General features: G+C 48.8%; 13 protein-coding genes. 9 read left to right on the top strand and 4 right to left on the bottom strand.

Features of this window, described 5'->3' with window-relative positions; all coding sequences use genetic code 11:
• Positions 1-107 precede the first annotated feature (107 nt).
• From DMN77_RS15800 to DMN77_RS15785, 4 genes are all read left to right on the top strand, one after another.
• Positions 108-2,792 (top strand): alpha-mannosidase, encoded by a 2,685-nt coding sequence (locus DMN77_RS15800; protein WP_179015644.1) that lies wholly within the window; start codon positions 108-110, stop codon positions 2,790-2,792.
• A 171-nt stretch (positions 2,793-2,963) separates the two neighbouring features.
• The gene (locus DMN77_RS15795; RefSeq protein ID WP_068780582.1) at positions 2,964-3,839 is read left to right on the top strand and encodes an ROK family protein; all 876 of its coding nucleotides are present in this window, start codon (positions 2,964-2,966) and stop codon (positions 3,837-3,839) included.
• A 168-nt stretch (positions 3,840-4,007) separates the two neighbouring features.
• Entirely contained in the window at positions 4,008-4,526 is a 519-nt protein-coding gene (locus tag DMN77_RS15790) for a putative ABC transporter permease (RefSeq protein WP_179015643.1), read from the top strand.
• 27 nt (positions 4,527-4,553) lie between these two features.
• Positions 4,554-5,420, top strand: coding sequence for a divergent polysaccharide deacetylase family protein (locus DMN77_RS15785; protein WP_068780584.1), 867 nt, complete (start codon positions 4,554-4,556; stop codon positions 5,418-5,420).
• On the opposite strand, the gene DMN77_RS15780 is transcribed toward DMN77_RS15785, so the two are convergent.
• Complete coding sequence (locus DMN77_RS15780) at positions 5,407-6,096, bottom strand: N-acetylmuramoyl-L-alanine amidase family protein (RefSeq protein ID WP_179015642.1); 690 nt, start codon at positions 6,094-6,096, stop codon at positions 5,407-5,409. The genes DMN77_RS15785 and DMN77_RS15780 overlap by 14 nt on opposite strands.
• Positions 6,097-6,653: 557 nt before the next feature.
• On the opposite strand from DMN77_RS15780, the gene DMN77_RS15775 reads away from it, so the two are divergent.
• Complete coding sequence (locus DMN77_RS15775) at positions 6,654-6,896, top strand: YqzE family protein (protein ID WP_068780586.1); 243 nt, start codon at positions 6,654-6,656, stop codon at positions 6,894-6,896.
• 100 nt (positions 6,897-6,996) lie between these two features.
• Here the strand turns inward: DMN77_RS15775 and DMN77_RS15770 are convergent, their stop codons facing one another.
• The 3 genes from DMN77_RS15770 to DMN77_RS15760 all read right to left on the bottom strand — a co-directional run bounded on the left by DMN77_RS15770 (position 6,997) and on the right by DMN77_RS15760 (position 10,942).
• On the bottom strand, positions 6,997-8,004 hold the full coding sequence (locus DMN77_RS15770; RefSeq protein WP_068780587.1) for a hypothetical protein: 1,008 nt from the start codon (positions 8,002-8,004) through the stop codon (positions 6,997-6,999).
• Between the two features lie 159 nt (positions 8,005-8,163).
• Positions 8,164-9,171: a YqhG family protein gene (locus tag DMN77_RS15765; RefSeq protein ID WP_179015641.1), complete on the bottom strand. Its 1,008-nt coding sequence runs from the start codon at positions 9,169-9,171 to the stop codon at positions 8,164-8,166.
• Positions 9,172-9,178: 7 nt separating this feature from the next.
• Positions 9,179-10,942, bottom strand: coding sequence for a DEAD/DEAH box helicase (locus DMN77_RS15760; RefSeq protein WP_179015640.1), 1,764 nt, complete (start codon positions 10,940-10,942; stop codon positions 9,179-9,181).
• Between the two features lie 500 nt (positions 10,943-11,442).
• On the opposite strand from DMN77_RS15760, the gene DMN77_RS15755 reads away from it, so the two are divergent.
• From DMN77_RS15755 to DMN77_RS15740, 4 genes are all read left to right on the top strand, one after another.
• The gene (locus DMN77_RS15755) at positions 11,443-14,037 is read left to right on the top strand and encodes an adenosylcobalamin-dependent ribonucleoside-diphosphate reductase (RefSeq protein WP_179015639.1); all 2,595 of its coding nucleotides are present in this window, start codon (positions 11,443-11,445) and stop codon (positions 14,035-14,037) included.
• 257 nt (positions 14,038-14,294) lie between these two features.
• The gene (locus DMN77_RS15750) at positions 14,295-15,674 is read left to right on the top strand and encodes an ABC transporter substrate-binding protein (protein ID WP_179015698.1); all 1,380 of its coding nucleotides are present in this window, start codon (positions 14,295-14,297) and stop codon (positions 15,672-15,674) included.
• 84 nt (positions 15,675-15,758) lie between these two features.
• Positions 15,759-16,649: a carbohydrate ABC transporter permease gene (locus tag DMN77_RS15745; protein WP_068780592.1), complete on the top strand. Its 891-nt coding sequence runs from the start codon at positions 15,759-15,761 to the stop codon at positions 16,647-16,649.
• A 12-nt stretch (positions 16,650-16,661) separates the two neighbouring features.
• The gene (locus DMN77_RS15740; protein WP_068780593.1) at positions 16,662-17,495 is read left to right on the top strand and encodes a carbohydrate ABC transporter permease; all 834 of its coding nucleotides are present in this window, start codon (positions 16,662-16,664) and stop codon (positions 17,493-17,495) included.
• Positions 17,496-17,581: the final 86 nt, after the last annotated feature.

Below are 17,581 nucleotides of genomic sequence, written 5' to 3'. Positions count from 1 at the left end.
TTTGAACCTTGATTAGACTAAGGACCAGTTCAACTAAGAACTGGTTCAACTAAGAAGTAATTCTTGAACAAATATGAGGTTGTACAAACAAGGGAGACGATCAGAAGATGAAAAAAGTATACATTGTATCTCACAGCCACTGGGACCGTGAATGGTATTTGCCTTATGAGCAGCACCATATGCGCTTGATTCAGCTTGTGGATGATTTGCTGGAACTGTTCGAGACGGATCCGGAATTCAAGAGCTTCCATCTTGACGGTCAGACGATTATTCTCGACGACTATGTGCAGGTTCGTCCGGAGAAGAAGCCGCTGCTGGAGAAGTATATCCGTGAAGGACGCTTTAAAATCGGACCGTTCTATATTTTGCAGGATGACTTCCTGATCAGCAGCGAAGCTAACACGCGCAATATGCTGATCGGTTTTGAAGAGAGCAAGAAATGGGGCTCCCCAGTCAAGCTTGGTTATTTCCCGGATACGTTCGGAAATATGGGACAGACACCGCAAATTATGCGCGAGGCTGGACTGGATGTCGCAGCCTTCGGCCGCGGCGTGAAGCCGACAGGCTTCAACAATGTCGTGATCAATGATGAGAAATATGCTTCGCAATATTCTGAAATGTGGTGGGAAGGTCCGGACGGCTCGAAAATTCTCGGCCTCTTATTCGCTAACTGGTACAGCAACGGCAACGAGATTCCGGTAGACAAGGAAGAAGCCAAGCTGTTCTGGGACCGCAAGCTTGCGGATGCCTCACAATATGCTTCCACCGGTCATTTGCTGATGATGAATGGCTGTGACCATCAGCCTGTACAGAAGGATTTGTCTGCTGCGATTCGCGTTGCAAATGAGCTGTATCCGGAGATTGAGTTCGTTCATAGCAGCTTCGAGGAATATATCGCAGCGTTGAAAGCGGACTTGCCGCAAGAATTGAGCACCGTTTCCGGCGAGTTGACGAGCCAAGAGACCGATGGCTGGTATACGCTGGCTAATACGTCTTCGGCCCGTGTCTATCTGAAGCAGATGAACACCGAAGTAGAACGCCAGCTGGAAAATATCGCAGAGCCGCTGGCAACGATGGCTTATACCACTGCTGAGCAGTATCCGCATGACACTTTGCGTTATGCATGGAAGACGCTGATGCAGAACCATCCGCATGATAGCATCTGTGGCTGCAGCATCGATGAAGTTCACCAGGAGATGGTCACTCGCTTCCAAAAAGCGAAGGAAGTGGGCAAATTCGTAGCTGATGAAGCCGCTGAGGCGTTGATGGCTCAGATCGATACCAGCGCTTTCCCAGAAGGCTCGAAGCCTTTCGTTATTTTCAATACGGCGGGTTCAGCAAAGACGGACGTAGCAGAAGTAACGATCGAATGGACGAGAAAGCCGTTCTCACAAGGGAAGCCTTCCAATCTCTATTATGAGCTGAAGGAGACCAAGCTTCCGGAGCTTGCCGTTGTAAACGCCCAAGGCAAGACCGTTGCGGCTGAAATTATCGACGAAGGTGTTACTTTTGGCTATGATCTCCCTAAGGATAAATTCCGCCAGCCTTATATGGGACGTTATGTGAAGGTACGGATGTTTATGGAGCAAATGCCTGCTATGGCTTGGGAGTCTTTCGCGCTGGTAGAAGGTGCAGCCGCAGATTTGCAAGCGGACGAGGCTATCGTCAAGGAGCAAGGGCGTCTGCTGGAAAATGAATTCCTGAAGGTGACCATTCAAGAGGACGGTTCGTTGGATGTACAGAATAAAGAGACAGGCAAGGAATATACTGGTTTGATGGTATTTGAGAATGTTGGTGATATCGCCAATGAGTATATTTTCAAGCAGCCAGTCGGAGATCAAGCGATTCTCTCCTCGGGCAAAAAAGCAAAAATTACCGTTCAATCGGCAAATGCCTTCGCCGCAGAAGTGCTGGTCGAGCAGGAGCTGGAAATTCCAGTATCGGCCGATGAACGTTTGGAAGAAGAAATGAAAGCTGTAATCGAGTTCCGTGATCGCAAAGCTCAGCGCTCCAAAGAGACGGCTATTTTCAAAATTTCAACCAAGATCAAGTTGCAAAAAGGCAGCAAGCAATTGCAATTCGAGACTTCATATAACAACCAAATGAAGGATCACCGCCTGCGCGTCTTGTTCCCGACTGGAATCGAGGCGGCGTATCATGAAGCCGAGAGCATCTATGAAGTGGTACAGCGTCCTAACAAGGTAGATCGGGCTTGGGAAAATCCAACGAATCCGCAGCATCAGCATTCCTTCGTTAATATTCATAACGATGAGCACGGCGTTACGGTTGCGAACTTCGGACTAAATGAGTACGAAGTGTTGTCGGATCGAGGGACGATTGCAGTGACCCTGCTTCGCGCAGTAGGTGAGCTTGGCGACTGGGGTTACTTCCCGACACCTGAAGCACAATGCCTTGGCGAACATACCGTTAGATTTGCTGTTGCATTCCATGGCGATGAAGCGGATAAGCTGAGAACTTACCATGAAGCGATGAACTTCCAGGTTCCGTTCAGCGCTTACCAGACCACGAAGCATGTCGGACAATATGCCGCCGATCATCAATACATGAAGATCGAAGGCGACGCTTTCGCACTGACTGCATTCAAGCGCAAAGAGCATTCGGATGAGATCGTAACGAGAGGCTTCAATATGACCGGTACCGAGCAGCCGCTTCGCCTGTCGATCGCCGAGCTTGCTCCACAGCGCTGCAATCTGCTGGAAGAGCCCGTTGATGTTAAGGTCACTGATCAGATCAAACCGGCTGAGATTGTAAGCTATAGCTGGAGCAAATAAGTAAATAAATACCGTTAGTTTCCGAGTATCATCTGAACAGGTTCCTTATTTGCCGTTACAGCGGCTAAGGAGCCTGTTTTGTTTAATATAAGCTATAATCCTTGCTTGGTATTTGCTAAAATACAAATATCTGAACATGCACAAGCCATGGATTAAGAACGGGGGAAAACCATGCGATTAGGATCTATTGAAGGTGGAGGAACGAAGTTTGTATGCGGAATCGGAAATGAGGAAGGGGAGATTGCAGAACGAATATCTTTTCCGACGACAACGCCTATGGAGACGCTGGACAAAGCGGTCGAGTTCTTCAAGGATAAAGGAATTCAAGCGCTTGGGTTTGGCAGCTTCGGCCCGGTTGATGTGAATAAACAGAGCGATACCTACGGCTCCGTGATGAAGACGCCCAAGCCGAATTGGGGCGGCTACCGAGTGGTGGACCATATTAAGCGCAGCTTGAACGTACCGGTCGGTTTTGATACGGATGTGAATGCCGCGGCGCTGGGAGAAGCCACCTGGGGAGCGGCCAGAGGATTGGATAGCTGTCTATATATTACCGTTGGCACCGGTATCGGAGCGGGAGCCGTCGCCGAAGGCAATCTGATTCATGGATTGATGCATCCTGAAATGGGCCATATTCTAATCAGACGCCATCCAGATGACCACTATGCAGGCCATTGTCCGTTTCATCGGGATTGTCTGGAAGGACTTGCGGCAGGTCCAGCGATTGAAGCAAGATGGGGCAGACAAGGTCATGAGCTCGATGAGAATCATTTGGCCTGGAAGATAGAGAGCTACTATCTTGCCCAAGCGCTAATGAACTATATCCTTATCCTCTCGCCGAAGAAGATTGTAATGGGCGGGGGCGTTATGGGCCAAGAGCAATTGTTTCCTTTGATTCGTGAGCAGCTAAGTCAGCTCCTAAATGGATATATACATCATTCCGCCCTGAGTTCCGGCATAGACGATTACATCGTTCCGCCGGGATTAGGCAGCAATGCAGGCCTGTGTGGTGGCTTGGCATTGGCCAAGCAGACCCTTGTAGAATAGAGCAGGATGGAGCAATAGCAAATATGAAAGGAAAATAACCCAGAAGCCCGGCAGAGATGCCGGGCTTTTTTGTCGAACGCATAAATGAGCGATGGACAGTCATAATAGGAAGGATAGCCCTGGGGCTGTCCCATTTCGGATAAGGACATCTTAGAAAGGCTGATTAATTTGGAGCTTAATGAGTGGCTGTTCTATTTCTTTGTATATTCTCTTTGCGGATTTCTGCTTGAGAATGTGTACAGCTGGTTCACGGCGGGAGTGTTCTGGAAGGAAGGTTTTCTAAAGGGGCCCTTTAAACCGATGTACGGATTTGCACCGTTATTTTTGCTAATGCTGTCCGAAGTTGTACAGAGCAAGCCGATCCTGTGGCTCGCCTGCCTGCTAATACCTACTGCCGTTGAATATGTCAGCGGTCTGCTGCTGCATAAGCTATTCGGCCGAAGATGGTGGGATTATTCAGACTATCACATTCAGCTGAACGGGTACATATGCCTGCGCTTCTCATTGTATTGGGGAGGGTTGTCATATGTTTTTCTACAGTTTATTCATCCGGTTGTACAGGGGATTTATGACGGAATGGCGGGGTTATGGACGATTGCCGGTCCAATTCTTCTGCTGTTATTCATGATCGATATGCTGTTGACTTATTGGGTCCGGCGCAAAGCCTGGAAGCAAGAGCTGATTTGACAAATTTTATTGTGGAGGCGCAGGAAAATGAAGTTCAACAAGGCAAGATGGAGTATCGTTATGGCTCTCACTTTGGTAGTGATGATGAGTTCTGTACCCGCAAGTTACGCATCCGGAATTGATGGGGAGTCAGGGAACGGAGTTGCTCCATCCGAATCGAAGACGAATACAGGTGCCGAGCAGAGGCTCGCGATCATTATCGATGACTTTGGCAACGATATGAAAGGAACGGAAGAGATCCTCAGTCTTCCGGTGAAGCTTACCGTAGCGGTTATGCCATTTCTTAGAACGAGTGAAAAAGATGCCCGCATGGCTCATGAGAAGGGACATGATGTGATCATTCATTTGCCGATGGAGCCGAAGCAAGGGAAGCCGGAGTGGCTCGGTCCAGGTGCGATTCTGTCCAATATGAGCGATGCGGAGGTTAGGGAGAAGGTGGAGGCGGCCATTAAAAATATCCCTTACGCTGTTGGAATCAATAATCATATGGGCTCCAAAATAACCGGTGACAAGCGGATTATGGGTGTCATTCTGGAGGTATGCAAGGAACATGGCCTCTTCTTCGTGGACAGCAAGACGAATTATCGTTCGATCGTAGGTGAAATATGTGATGAGAAAGGGCTGCCGCGGCTTCAAAATGACATTTTCCTCGATGATGTTCATTCGGTCAGCCATGTGACAGGACAGCTCAGGAAGGTACAAGAGCGGCTGCAACAGCAAAAACTATGTGTGACCATTGGTCATGTCGGGGTTGGCGGACTTATGACGGCAGAGGCGTTGAAGCGAACGATTCCGGAAATGAAGCAGCGGGGAATTCATTTTGTAGGTATGCTGGATGTGGCTCAGGCAAAAGAAAATCCCGGGAATCCGGGACTTGGGGTTACATTACCGTAAAATATTGAACTATACCGGCGTAAATCGCCTCGGCAATCTTTTGTTGACCGCGTTTGCTAGTAAGTATGGCGCGGTCTTCGTTATTGCTGATAAAACCCGTCTCTACAATGACTGCAGGCGAATCGACATGTCTTAGCAAATAGAAAGGTTCACCAACTTCAGGCAAGCGATGGCTGTCATACAGCGTATCAAGCGAATTCTGAATCGAAGTAGCCAGGAACGCGCTTCGACCGTCATTCTGATGAAGCACTAGCGGGCCGCGCCGCGCTTTGTTGCGTCCCCAATTGACATGCATGCTGACGACGATGGAAGCGGGCACCTCTTCACTAAGCTCCTTGCGTTGGGCCAGGTCCCGAATATGACGGGAACGGCTCTTCAACCAGCGGTTCTCATCACTCAGGGCATAGTCGCCTGTCCGGTTCAATATAGTGCGATACCCATGGCTTCGAAGAAGCATATACAATCTGCGGCTGATGTCAAGATTGATGTCCTTCTCAAGGATGTCTCCAAAGGAAGTCCCACCATCAATTCCGCCGTGTCCGACATCGATTAGGATCACCGGTTCGGGAAAGGCGTATTTTAAATTATCAACATCTGCCGAGACCGGGGTGCTGTCGGCCCATAAATTGAAGAGCATGAGAGCAGCGGCAAGCAGAACAGGTAGTTTTCTTCTCATGACCTCACCTTTCAGGATTTCCGTTTTTATCTTCCAGTCTGTGTTCAAAAAGTTTGTTTTTGCCCGAAGCTTATGCTTCCGTGAACCTCTCCTTGAAACGCTTCAGTTGGATGAAACTACCATTCTGAGGTGTGGAGCTCCATGTTTTCGCAGAAAAAGACTTCGTAAACATATGCATGTAGCGAGTTCGTGGCACCTGAGAGGTTTCCGCAGGAACATGACTTCGTAAGCATTCGTATAGAAAATCGACTGAATGCAAGCTTCGATACGAGCGTTTCTTGATTCATTTCGTGTTAGATATAGAATGGATTTGTTGTTATCTCGGCTAATGAAATTCTATATCCCAAGAAAACCTTCCTTTGGATTGGCGGTCAATCATTCTTGGATGACACCGATTGGTATTCTTAGCTAAAGCGGAATTTGAACTACCTCTTCATCTATATTGAGCGAAAATAAGCGAAAACATGCATCTCCCTCAGATTCGATTCCAAGTTTATTTGACTGGATTATGGAGCAAACTACGTTTAGATAGCTATAACCAAAAGGAGGTGGAATATATGTCCAGCAAGGGTGATGAGCTGGTGAAATACATTACGGAGCGGGTTGTTGATTATGTGGAGACACCAAGAGACGTCAGACGTGAACGTTCCCGAGGCAGGCAGAGCTGGTCGCAGACCTGGTTTGGAATGATCCCATTCTCAATCTCGCTCTGGGTACGGCAAATTCCGTTCCATCGGATACGCATCAAAAGCAAGGAATACCGCATCAAAGGAAGGGACCCATCTTCACGTAATGTGTAAATGATAAAAAGCGAAACAAGCTGCCGAATCAATCGGACAGCTTGTTTGTGTTTTGCCCCTCCCCTACCGGTCGAAAGCACGGCAGGGGAGAGGGGATCGGTCAGTAAGCTACGAATTTGCCTGCGTCAAGCATGGCCTCGAGGGCGATCCATCGGGGTGAGGATGTCGTTCCGCTCTGAACATAAATGGATGCCTCCGAGGATGAATAAGCATCAGCATCGGCTGAAGATGGCTGCCACAGCTGATATCCGGATACAGGCAACGGTACGGAATAAGTGCGGTCCCCGCTGGAGGAGACAAATATGAGACGTTTAGCGGCAGTAATAATCCGTTCAAATGATTGCGGGTTAATATCCAGAGCCTTGCTGGTCATCCACATGATATTATCATATGGATCAAACTGGACTGCGGTTTGTACGGTCTGGGGGGCTGGGATCAAATCTGAATTATGATGACTCCCGGCGGCGGAACCGGGAGGTGTATAATGGGCAGCCTGCTTGGCGAAGCTCTGCAGAGTCTCCGGTAAATCTTCACCATTCAGCGCATTTAGAAAATGGGAGAAACCTTCCTTGCTGCGAATTCCAATGCCCCACTCTGCAAGCGTAGGTCCAGCATAGAGCGGAACGATCTTGCGGTTGGTATTGGAGTCGAGCTTAATGCCGATATTGTCCAGACCCGATTGAAGTGCAGATGGCGAGAATAGGGAGTCTTCACCTGTTCCATATTCGATCAGCTTGTATTCGCCCCGGTCGGTCGCGGAGATGATCAAATAACCATTTGAAGTCGAGGGGCTTTCAGCAGATTTACTTTGTTCATCAGTACAAATGGTGACCAGCCAGCTGTGAGTCCCTGGTCCCAGCGGCTCGATGACCGTCTCGGCATTCTTCCAGTGGGCGAGCGGCTTTGTCGCTGAGAGACGAAGGATTGTATCTTCGGCAAATTGCGTGAGCCCAACAGGCGCCACCGTTTGAATAGAGGAAGTTTGATTTGGCGCGGCCAGCGTTCGCGCAATAAATACCTGGGCTTCAAATCCGGTCGGGAGGAGAAAGCCTGTACATAGCAATATTTTCAACACCAGTGAGATCGGTTTACGGAAATTTACATGCATCAGACGCGAGTCACCCCTGTCATTAATTTATATCGCTTGTCCCATTGTACAAAAGCTGTCGCAAAAAGAGTGTTGCAACCTGTCAGACGGGTATGAGACAGGTTGCTTCTATTTTTGTGACCTTTTAGCGAGAAGCGTCAATTTCTGGCCCCGGCGTCATCAACGCGGCGAACGCAGGTGAAAGATGCCGTAGTTGATGACGGATGCGACAATTCTCGGCTCGTACTGCCAGCGGATTTCACTGCGCCTTGCTTCATATTGCCCGGCGATCTCTTGCTTGCGTTCTTCATCAGAATCGTTTAATAGAGGTTGATAATAGGCATCAATGAGCTCAAGCTCCTCCCTCAGCCTGATGGCCGCTGCATCTGCCCAGGACATATCATAGGTAGACAGCTTATCGCGAAGTCTCTGTTCGAGGGCATCCCTGCCCTCCGCAGGGGACAGCTCGGATGGCTCGATACTGACATTCTCAGGCAAGCGGGGAACTAGCTGTATGCCTGCCAGCCGGTTGGAGAACAGCTCATCAATTCGGCCGTTTAATAGAGAGATGCCGATAAAATGCATCTCCTCCCGCTTGATATCGCAGCAAAATTCCAGCTTGAAGCAAACTCCAAGCCACGGCTCATAAGAGGCCGGAAAGAGGGTCATACGCTGCCGTTGTCCGGGGTCCTCAAACAAATAGACACAGCGACCTCCTTGTCTGGCGGCCGTGAAGATTTGCTTGAGCGGTGGGCTGCCGAACGTGAGCACTTCCTTCTGAATTCGTCCGGGTCCCAGGATCGGAAGAGGACGGATGGGTCCGAAATAGCGGCCAAGTACGCTGTCATCCGCCGCTCCGGGTGCTTGCGTCTGCCCCGCAGTTTGCGTGGAGCCAAGCTGGGGCGCTCCTGAGCCAACGCCAGGCTTCGCGCTGCTTGTGTTATCGCTCCGCTCCTGCAGCGCCTCATACCCCTCGGCATCAAATACAAACGAGAAGCTCATCGTCTCCGGCTCCACGCCGGTACGCTCTACGAATCCCCAGTAGTAAGGGCGATTCGTCAGATCGCGATCCGCCTGCGGCGAAAGCTTGACGGTCACATGATACGGGGATTTCTCAAGGATTTGGCATTCTGTAGCGTCCAGATATGTCATGACATACTGTTGTATTTGATCTTGTGTCATCGTCATATGTCAATCATCCTCCAAGCAGCTGCTCAAAATTTCCATCCTGCTCCCGTTCAGAAATTTCACGGTCCAGTTCGGATTTGATCGTGTTCAGTGAGTTGCCGAGGGAATCCACACCCTTGGCAATCTCCTCATCGCTGCTCGATTCCAGCAAAATCTTGTAGATGCTCTTTTCGAGCGAGCCTTTTTTCTCGAACCGCTCAAGGATGACATCAAGCTGGCCAATGACCGATTCGAACAAATTGATTTTCTCATGCAGCAGGTTCACGATATGCTCTTCAATTGTGCCTTTGGTCGATAAATTGTATATATTCACATCGTTTTGCTGACCTAGCCGATGTACCCGTCCAATTCGCTGCTCGACCCGCATCGGATTCCAGGGCAGATCGAAGTTGATCATATTGTGGCAGAATTGCAGGTTGATCCCTTCTCCCCCAGCTTCGGTGGCGATCATCACCTGGGCCTTACCGCGGAACAGATCCATCATCCAGTCCTTTTTGCCCCGGTTCATACCGCCACGGTAAGGAACGCAGACAAGATTGCGCTCGCTGAAATATTTCAATAAATATTCCTGGGTCGCCCGATATTCCGTAAATACGATCACTTTCTCATTCATCTCACGGATCAGTTCCATCGTCTTCTCCGCTTTGCTGTTCGCTTGAATTGTCTTAATAATTCCGACCAGATCCCAGATAACGTCACGCAGTGGAGAATCCGGGGCCAGCTTCTTGGACAGATTGACCAGCGTGACGAAGACGGCATCGCGGCTGCTGCATACTTCCCTCTGCAGAGTAACCAGAGAGAACATACTGCCCATATCACCGCCTGCTGCCCGATATTGGTTCTTGATAAAGGAAGTTACGCCATTGTAGAGGTTCTTCTCCTCGGGAGAGAGCTCAACATGCACATTGCGCACGATTCTCTTCTTGAAGTCCAATTGGCCTTCACCGCGACGATTTCGGATCAATACTTTTGACAGCTCGCCCTTGAGGGCTTGCTCGTTCTTGGCAATGCGTTTGTCGAGAACAAAATTAGCCGCAAAATCGCTTTGCCCCCCAAGCTGACCTGGCTTAAGCAAGGTAATCAGGTTGAACAGTTCGCTCAAGTCGTTCTGGATCGGGGTTGCGGTCAGGAGCAGGCAGTATTTTTTGCGCAATTGCAGCATGAACTGATAGTTGGTTGATTTTTTGTTTTTTAGTTTATGCGCTTCATCGACAATGACCATATCATACTCATAATCAGTCAGAATTTTCTTGTGAGGGTCGCGCTTGGCCGTATCCATCGAAGCCACGACGATATCGTTATGCCAGGAATGCTCTTTCTTCTGGGCTACCGCAGAGATACCGAACTTCTGATTTAATTCTCTCACCCATTGCAGAACCAGCGAGGCTGGAACGAGAATGAGAACCTTCTTGACAAGTCCGCGAATGATATATTCTTTCAGAATCAGTCCAGCTTCGATCGTCTTGCCCAGCCCAACCTCATCGGCAAGAATAGCTCTGCCGCGCATCTCGAACATCACCTTCTGTGCCGTATCAATCTGATGGGGCAGCGGGTCAAATTGCTGAAGATGGCCGAGGCATAACATCTCTTCAAAACTGGTAACGAGCAGGGAAGCTTCGGCCTGGGTACCCAGATTGAACAATCTCCAATCATCCCAGGGGCCGCCTTTTTTCAATCTCATATCAAGATCTTCATACCAATTCCGTTCAAATTCGATGGGAACACCGGCTAACATAGGCTTCATGTCCGGATTTGGGGGATGAGGGTTCATTGATAATATAACCTCCCTTTTGTCTAACGACTCGTTGTCTAGTTGCTGTAGGTAGTATGGACGAAAAACAAAAAGGATATAACTTGGGCCCAAATAGATAGCAATTTGGAGCATTTAGAAGTTTGGACAGGAAGGGGGAGCTATAATAGTCTGAATTAAACTAATGATCGTTGTGACAACCATATGTAGTGTAGTATAATGGACTAAGCACACTACATATTGAGATTTGTACATATTATTGTAACAATTCCAGGTGTGCAAATGCATAACAGGAACCATGTTTGAAGGGTTCAATCTCGTAATTACTGCTTGATTCCGGTTATATTCCTGTCAGCGGCAGCTCCGCTAAGCGGTATTACTTTTTTGAGCTTGTTTTTTTGTGTTTTTGTTGAAATTTGCTAACACTATATCAGTTGTTATTATTTATGATTCCGATGGAATCGGACAAGAATCGGCTGAAAGGTGCAGAACAGTTTTGATAAATTAGGAGGGTGTTTTCTTTGAAAACGAAGCAAAATCAGCGCCTGGAAGGGCTAAGCGAGAAAATCTTCTTGGATAGGTACGCTTGGAAGAATCCTGATCCGAGCCATGCCAAGGTTGGAGACGTTGTTCTTGTCCTGACCAAGGATGACCCTAAATTCCCGACGAAGGAAGTTGGCGAAGTGATCGCTCGCGACGGCCAGTCGGTTACTGTCAAGACACGCAGCGGTGCGCTGGTAGAAGCAGATGTCGAGAAGCTGACGTTGAATATTGAGAAGACACCGGAAGAAATGTGGGATCGATTGGCTCATGCGATGGCTTCGGTGGAGGAAACGCCAGAGAAGCAAGCGGAGTGGTCAGATAAATTTCGTGGTATATTGGAAGATTGGAAGCTTGTTCCAGGCGGGCGGATTGCCGCAGGGGCAGGAGCCAGCGATGAGCTCACCTTGTTCAACTGCTACGTCATTCCTTCTCCGAAGGATAGCCGTGGCGGTATTATGGAGACTTTGAGTGAAATGACGGAGATTATGGCCCGCGGCGGCGGTGTCGGAATCAATCTCAGTTCGCTTCGTCCGCGTCGTGCGGTGGTTAAAGGCGTTAACGGTTCATCGAGCGGTGCGGTATCCTGGGGCGGATTGTTCAGCTATACGACAGGACTGATCGAGCAAGGGGGCAGCCGTCGCGGCGCTTTGATGCTTATGATCAACGACTGGCATCCGGATGTGCTTGATTTCATTACGGTTAAGCAGACAATGGGACAAGTCACGAACGCGAACCTGTCGGTATGCGTAAGCAACGCCTTTATGAAGGCTGTCAAAGAGGATTTGGATTGGGAATTGGTCTTCCCGGACACCACTGATGACGATTACACTGAAGTCTGGGATGGCGATCTTGATAAATGGAAAGCTGCCGGACGTAAAGTTGTCCATTACCGGACAGTGAAGGCTCGGAAAATTTGGCATACGATCATCGAATCGGCTTGGAAATCGGCTGAGCCTGGGGTTGTATTCATGGAATACTACAATCAAATGTCGAACAGCTGGTATTTTAACCCGATCATCTGCACGAACCCGTGCGGAGAGCAAGGTTTGCCTGGCTGGGGCGTATGCAATCTGTCGGCGATTAATTTGTCCAAGTTTTATGATGGAGAGAACCATGAAGTGGATTGGGACGAACTGGCGGTTACGACGCGTTATTCTGTGCGTTTTCTGGATAATGTGATCACCAGGACGCCCTATCACTTTGAAGAAAATGAGCAGAATCAGAAGAAGGAACGCCGCGTAGGTTTGGGAACGATGGGACTGGCCGAGCTTATGATCAAGCTTCGTATCCGTTACGGCAGTCCGGAATCGCTGGAATTCCTTGATAAATTGTACGGTTTTATCGCCAAGGAAGCCTATCTTGCATCTGCCGAGATTGCTGCTGAGAAAGGATCTTTCCCTGCATTTGAAGCGGACAAATATTTGCAAAGCGGCTTTATGAAGGTGATGACGGAGGTATATCCGGAGGTGGAAGAGGCGATTCGTGAGCAAGGGGTTCGCAATGTAACCCTGATTACACAGGCTCCGACCGGAAGTACAGGTACGATGGTGGGTACATCGACAGGCATTGAACCTTATTTTGCTTTCAAATATTATCGTCAAAGCCGGCTTGGCTTCGACGAGCAATTTGTGCCAATCGCTCAGGAATGGATGGATGCGCATCCGGGTGAAGAACTGCCCGATTATTACGTGACGGCGATGAGCTTGTCTGCAGAGGATCACATCCGCGTGCAAGCGGCGATCCAACGCTGGGTAGACAGCTCGATCTCCAAGACGGCGAACTGCCCGTCCGATTTCACAGTTGAAGATACGAAGCGTTTGTATGAGCTTGCCTTCGATCTCGGGTGCAAAGGGGTTACGATCTACCGCGATGGCAGCCGTGATGTGCAAGTTCTGCAGACCGAGAAGAAGGAAGACAAGGAGGCCAAGGCCACTGCTGTGAGTGAAGCTGCATCGACTGGCGGATCGGCAGAGGACAACAATCCTAGTATCGCTGTTGGTAAGAAAGCGGTGGAGGATAAGCAATATAAGAAACGTCCCCAAGTGCTTCGCGGTGCTACGTACAAGATCAACACGCCGTTTGGCATGGCCTACATTACGATTAACGATCTGAACGGAATTCCGGGCGAGATCTTCCTGAATGTCGGCAAGGCGGGTTCTGACGTATTCGCGATGGCCGAAGCGCTGGGCCGTGTCTGCTCCTTGTTCCTCCGTTATGGGGATCATGGGGAGAAGGTAGAATTGCTGATCAAGCATCTGAAGGGAATCGGCGGCTCCGGTGCGATCGGTTTCGGTCCGAATCGCGTTGAATCCATTGCTGACGCCGTTGCCAAGGCGTTGGAAATTCATGTGCAAAGCGACCATTTCGGCGGAGACCATGATCCGGCTCCGGTTGCTGCTACGTTAGCTCATCAGCATGACGAGCAGACCCAGGACCATAATCACGATAACGACCAACGGTATAATGCGCCAGCCGCCTCGCGCGACCTGTGCCCATCCTGCGGCTCGGCCTCGCTGATCAATATCGAGGGCTGCAAGACCTGCAGCAGCTGCGGATATAGCAAGTGCGGATAAGAAAGTAAAACTAAAGCAAAAAGAAACCAGGCCTATTCTATTTGATAGGCCTGGTTTCTTTTTTATTTACCCAAAAGTGATTATACCCTGGTACAGAGCTACAGCGTTAGTTTGCAAAAAGAATCACTTACTGTTTGTCTGAATATTTGCGGAAGAAGCGAATAAGTTTATATGGAAACGCTTTCTATGGAGGAGGGATACAGATGGGGAAAGCAACTCGTAAATGGGGACTCCTATCACTAACGCTTTTGTTAGCGATGACGGTTGGCTGTTCCGGTTCAAGTCGGGGTTCAGGCACAACGTCAAATGACAAGGGCAATGCAGAGGCTCCGGTGAAGGAAGGCAGCGACAAAGGGACAACGGCGACTGCCAAGAAGACGATTACGATTACCTATCGCGACGATGGTATTGGTGAAAAAGGAGTTTTGTACCAATGGATTAAAGATGTGGCTTCAAGGTATCCAAATCAGGAGGTAGAGATCAAACCTACACCGATTCAGGCATCGGAAGGGGACTATTTTGCTAAAATCGCCCTGGCCCTCAAATCGAAAGATACGGCCCCGGATATCGTCACAGAGGATACGTTAATGCTGAATTCGGATGCTAGCGCGGGGTTCCTCGAACCGCTCGATGAGCGATTGAAAGGCTGGGAGGATTGGAGCAACGGTTCGTTTATCGAAGCTATGAAGAAGGGCGTTACCGCTAGCGATGGAAAAATATATGGTGTTCCTTACAATACGGATTCAAGGGGACTTTGGTATAACAAGGAGATCTTTAAGTCGGTGGGACTTCCAGAAGATTGGAACCCCAAAACATGGGAAGAAGTTCTGTCGGCTGCCAGAGTCATCAAAGAAAAAGCGGGCAGCGATGTCGTGCCTATCTGGATGAACATGGGGAAAGCGACGGGGGAAGCAACCTCGATGCAAACCTACGAAATGCTGCTGTATGGAACAGGGGAACGACTATATGATGAAGCAAGCGGTAAATGGATCGTGAAAAGTGAAGGAATCACCGAAGCGTTATCTTTTATTGAGACGATTATAAAGGAAAAGCTGGGACCGCCGCTATCCAAAGTATTGAACGGGCAGGCCGGCAATACAGCAACTCGGGAATACTTGCCAAAAGGCAAGCTTGGCATATTGTTGGACGGATCGTGGATTACAGGCAACTATCTGGATAATGGAGCGGCTCCGTGGCCGGAATACAAAGATGTCCTTGGATTTGCGCCGATGCCTACGAACAACGGGCAGGCTCCAGGTTCGATTACGCTCGCAGGAGGCTGGGCTCTGTCCATTCCAGCCAACGCACAGCATAAGGATGAAGCCTGGGACTTTATCCAATTTGCTCTAAATAAGGAGAACACTCAAAAGCTGGTTATAGCGTCCGGGAATATAACGGTGCGGGCTGATGTGGGCAAAGATGCTGAATATACGAAAATGCCATTTAACGAAATTGCAACGGAATATTTGAAAAACGCAGAATTCAGACCAGCCCAGGATAAATATCCGGAAGTGTCGACACAAATTCAAACGATGGTTGAATCGGTTGCCTCGGGTACTTCCGCTGCAGATGCTGCTCAAAAGTATGCGCAAGACGTCACCCGAATTGTCGGTCAGGATCATATCCTGGAAAAATAAATAGCTCCGCATGCCTGCGCTTAGCTGTAATTTGCGAAGTGCGGGCATGTGGTGTCTCATTCATCCGAGAAAGGAGAAACATTCATGAGCGTCGTCTCTATCCCGTCCCGGACATTACGAAGAAAAAATTGGACATGGCTTTATTTTCTGCTGCCATCCATTGCGATAATGCTGCTGTTTTTTATCTATCCGATCCTGCTGACGTTTTTTTATTCTTTCACGAATCTGGCATTAACCGGAGAGGCAGCCAAAGAGCTGAAATTTGTTGGACTTGCTAATTACACCCGAATGTTTCATGACCCTACGGTCAGAATCAGTATTTGGAATACATTGGTTTTCTTGATCGGCTCTGCGGTGATTGGTCAGCAGGTGCTTGGTTTTCTAATCGCTTTGCTCATGAAACATAAAAATAAGACGTTTCGGCGTTTTATAGGTACGATTGTGTTGGCCGGGTGGGTTACGCCTGAAATTGTGTGCGCCCTTTGTTTGTATAGTTTTTTTGGCGATGAAGGGACACTGAATATGATTTTATCCCTTTTTGCTATTCCTCAGGTTACCTGGCTGTTTACCGTTCCGATGTTAGCTATTGTTTTGGGGAATATCTGGCATGGAACCGCCTTTTCTATGATTGTCTTTCAGGCGGCGCTTGATAATGTGCCAAGCGAGATCGAAGAGGCTGCGGTCGTGGACGGTGCATCGAAACTGCAAATATTATTTCGGATTACAATTCCTTATATCAAGCAGACGATCACCACCAATATGATGCTTGTTACGCTGCAGACGCTGGGCGTGTTTGGACTCATTTATGCTATGACAGGGGGCGGCCCGGGAACCAAAACGACGACATTGCCGATTTTTATGTACAACCAGGCTTTTGTGAATTATCAGCTTGGTTATGGCACGGCGATTTCACTCCTTCTACTGCTCCTGGGGATCGTGCTCAGTCTGTTCTATATCCGTTCGTTAAAAGAGTAAAGGGGACTTCGCATGAATACGATACAGCGCAAGCTTATATATCGCATCCTTCCGTATGCCATTTTATCGTTGATAGGGATTTGTTTTCTGCTGCCGCTTCTATGGGTGCTGGTGGCATCCGTTGATCTCAATGCGATGCAATCTCTAAAAATGCCCAAGCAGTTAACGATGATAAATTATGTAGATGTGCTTACCAGCCCTGAGAATCAACGTTCTTTTGTCATTGGTCTCTTGATGTCTTTGGGTCAAGCCGCTATCGTGGTTGTGCTGGCGCTATTGGCGGCTTATCCGTTGTCTCGTTACCAGCTGAAGTTTAAGAAGCCGTTTATGCTCACCATTCTCTTTATGACCTCGCTGCCTATTACGGCTGTGATGGTACCGGTGTATCAGCTGTTTCTGAGCCTTAAACTGTATGACAATGTTTTTGGGGTTGTGCTCTTTTATGTAGCTTCTTCTATGCCTTATGGCATCTGGATGACTAAAAATTTTATGGATTCCGTTCCCGAAGATTTGGAGGAAGCGGCGTGGGTAGATGGCGCATCCGTGTTCACTAGTATACGAAAAATCATCGCCCCCCTGATGGTGCCCGGGATTTGTACAGTAGCCATCTTTACGTTCTCTGGGAGCTGGGGCAATTTCTTCGTTCCATACATTTTGCTGCAAACTCCGGAGAATTTCCCTGCCTCCTTGAAACTGTACCAGTTTTTTGGCCAATACGGCATGGTGGATTACGGACGATTAGCTTCATTTTCTGTGCTTTACGCGATCCCGTCGATCGTGCTGTACATCCTTTCTCAGCGATTTATGTCCAAAGGGTTCAGCATGCAGGGGGGGACGAAGGGGTGAAGAATGGTTTAGCACAAAGTTGAACTTTACACCATCAAATAGACGATACCCAAATAGAAATGTTGGGCCTTTGTCCGGAACTCCAT

Source organism: Paenibacillus sp. 79R4 (assembly GCF_013393165.1).
In the GTDB taxonomy this organism is placed as follows: Bacteria; Bacillota; Bacilli; order Paenibacillales; family Paenibacillaceae; genus Fontibacillus.
The sequence above is the reverse complement of the archived record's forward strand: the minus strand, read 5'-3'. Positions and strand labels throughout refer to the sequence as shown.

Coding starts and splice junctions, on each gene's coding strand:
- DMN77_RS15800 (WP_179015644.1), top strand. CDS start 108: ATGAAAAAAGTATACATTGTATCTCACAGCCACTGGGACCGTGAATGG.
- DMN77_RS15795 (WP_068780582.1), top strand. CDS start 2,964: ATGCGATTAGGATCTATTGAAGGTGGAGGAACGAAGTTTGTATGCGGA.
- DMN77_RS15785 (WP_068780584.1), top strand. CDS start 4,554: ATGAAGTTCAACAAGGCAAGATGGAGTATCGTTATGGCTCTCACTTTG.
- DMN77_RS15780 (WP_179015642.1), bottom strand. CDS start 6,096: ATGAGAAGAAAACTACCTGTTCTGCTTGCCGCTGCTCTCATGCTCTTC.
- DMN77_RS15775 (WP_068780586.1), top strand. CDS start 6,654: ATGTCCAGCAAGGGTGATGAGCTGGTGAAATACATTACGGAGCGGGTT.
- DMN77_RS15770 (WP_068780587.1), bottom strand. CDS start 8,004: ATGCATGTAAATTTCCGTAAACCGATCTCACTGGTGTTGAAAATATTG.
- DMN77_RS15765 (WP_179015641.1), bottom strand. CDS start 9,171: ATGACGATGACACAAGATCAAATACAACAGTATGTCATGACATATCTG.
- DMN77_RS15760 (WP_179015640.1), bottom strand. CDS start 10,942: ATGAACCCTCATCCCCCAAATCCGGACATGAAGCCTATGTTAGCCGGT.
- DMN77_RS15750 (WP_179015698.1), top strand. CDS start 14,295: ATGACGGTTGGCTGTTCCGGTTCAAGTCGGGGTTCAGGCACAACGTCA.
- DMN77_RS15745 (WP_068780592.1), top strand. CDS start 15,759: ATGAGCGTCGTCTCTATCCCGTCCCGGACATTACGAAGAAAAAATTGG.
- DMN77_RS15740 (WP_068780593.1), top strand. CDS start 16,662: ATGAATACGATACAGCGCAAGCTTATATATCGCATCCTTCCGTATGCC.